Origin of the sequence: Acinetobacter sp. YH12201, assembly GCF_013418145.1 — a bacterium.
In the GTDB taxonomy this organism is placed as follows: domain Bacteria; phylum Pseudomonadota; class Gammaproteobacteria; order Pseudomonadales; family Moraxellaceae; genus Acinetobacter.
This window is the reverse complement of sequence record NZ_VPCP01000166.1, coordinates 1-1,902: the sequence shown is the minus strand read 5'-3', so window position 1 is coordinate 1,902 and position 1,902 is coordinate 1. Positions and strand designations below refer to the sequence as shown.

Annotated in this window: 1 protein-coding gene and 3 pseudogenes; 1 reads left to right on the top strand and 3 read right to left on the bottom strand. The window is 37.6% G+C overall.

The annotated features are described in order from the left end of the window. A pseudogene (locus FTU91_RS16270) lies at positions 1-118 on the top strand (IS982 family transposase); the annotation flags it as partial. Positions 119-789: 671 nt separating this feature from the next. Here FTU91_RS16270 and FTU91_RS16265 read toward each other — a convergent pair. From FTU91_RS16265 to FTU91_RS16255, 3 genes and pseudogenes are all read right to left on the bottom strand, one after another. Then, on the bottom strand, positions 790-957 hold the full coding sequence (locus tag FTU91_RS16265; RefSeq protein ID WP_086197367.1) for a hypothetical protein: 168 nt from the start codon (positions 955-957) through the stop codon (positions 790-792). A 168-nt stretch (positions 958-1,125) separates the two neighbouring features. Beyond that, a pseudogene (locus tag FTU91_RS16260) lies at positions 1,126-1,729 on the bottom strand (SDR family oxidoreductase). 20 nt (positions 1,730-1,749) lie between these two features. Further along, positions 1,750-1,902 (bottom strand): annotated as a pseudogene (locus FTU91_RS16255) (IS5/IS1182 family transposase); the annotation flags it as partial.

Here is a 1,902-nt window from a genome sequence, read left to right as displayed (position 1 = left end):
TAAACATCGGACTATTTCCGGTTTTCTAGCAGGCATATTTTCATGTTTATGTGCTTATCAACTCTGTCAGAAGAATAAGCCAAAAATTCATGTCGTTAGAAATTTAGCTTATCCGTAACTAGGGTTATTTATCCTCAATTACAGCAAAAAAAGTAGGCTGGCATCATGAATCTTACAAATTTAGCACTATTCGTACTCAAACCAATAATAAGCAGTTGATGGCGATTTTAGCTGCTGGGCTGTCTTGTAAGGCATACCCAGCTCACTAAATAAAATTGTCTGGCTGGTAATAGATTTGAGTTAAATTAAGTTAATCATATTCATATCTATACAAGTTTATTTCCTCCAGGATAAAAGACTCTCCGTAATGGGTAGTTAGAAAAACTTCTGCTTCAGTTTGGGTTATAAAAATTTTGGCTACATTTTTATCGGTCGTCCAGTACCATGGGCTGGCTAAGGCTAAATCCAGATCGGACATTTGCCAATTATGGCAGTCATCAAATTGATCTCGATAAGCGAGAAAGCTTTGATTCTTTTTTATGCAATAGAGTGTCATCAGTATTCACCCCTGTGACGGGTAAACTAAGATTTTAACGGTGTTGATTCATTTGAACCTTTAAAAATTGTGAATAATGTCAGCATATATTTTATAAACTAAGAATAATCATGCTGTTAGAGTGTTTTTGTAATTACACCATCCGATAAACGGTAAAATTGCTGGCTTATAGGCAGATCAATCAAATAAAGCCCTGATGAAAGAGCTTTATAGAATTGTAGAAAGAATAATCTTCAATGGTGTCTTTTTTTCTTGCCACCACCATCCTGCTTATTGACGGTAGCCCAAGCAATCCGTTCCGCATCTTCCTCGGAAAGCCCACGCTCTTTTTCACTTTCCTCAATATGTTTGGCTTGCCGTTTCTGCTTCTCTGTATAAGATGATTTATCGCCTCTAGGCATGATGAGTTCCTCTCTAGATTTACTGCTTTATTCATTTAAGCAAAGAAAAAATTAATGATGGGTAATAATATGTCAATGTTTGGTGAGGGATTTGATTCATCATGATTTAAATTATTTTCACAGGCGCTCAAGCTTTAAATAAAATTTCAACTGGTGATTTTAAATACTTTAACCATTAATAATGGTTTCTCCATTAACATAAATGACTTGCCTGGATATATAACTTGCTTCATCCGAGGCCAGAAACAGGTATGCAGGAGCTACTTCACTGGGTTGTCCCATGCGTTCCATAGGCGTTGTCTTGCCAAAATATTTTAACTGTTCTTCATCAAAACTGCTCGGAATCAACGGTATGTCCAGATCGGACTAGGAGCGACTGCATTGACTCTAATCCCGGTCTTATTTTTCAATAAATTTGTAGATAAACTCCGGGTGAATGAGGTAATTGCACCTAGCTTGCATATTCCATCGTGATGTTGAAAATCGCATTTCAACACTAGGCAACGGCGGCCTTCATTTTCCTGGTTTCTTCAGCATATTCATCTTCTTCCAGATAGCAGATGGCAATATCTGCACCTTCGCGTACAAACAGTACGGCGATTGATCTGCCAATGCCGCTATCACCCCCGGTAATCAGGGCAACTTTGTCTTTTAATTTATTGCTGCCCTGATAGTTGGGTTTGATGACTTCGGGCTGGGGATGCATTTTCGATTGAATACCTGGTTGATGGGCTTGGACTTCAATTGATGGGCTTTTTGGATATTTATTCATTAGATCTCTTGCGAAAGTCATTATTGAAAATTTATCCGGTTTACCGGTGCAGCGATTAAGTTAATGCGTAAACCGAATCTTTTCCGTCTATTTCGATAGCGTTCACTTAATATTCTAAATGTTTTCAATTGACTATTGATGTGTTCGATCACAACTCGTATTTTTCCAATCAT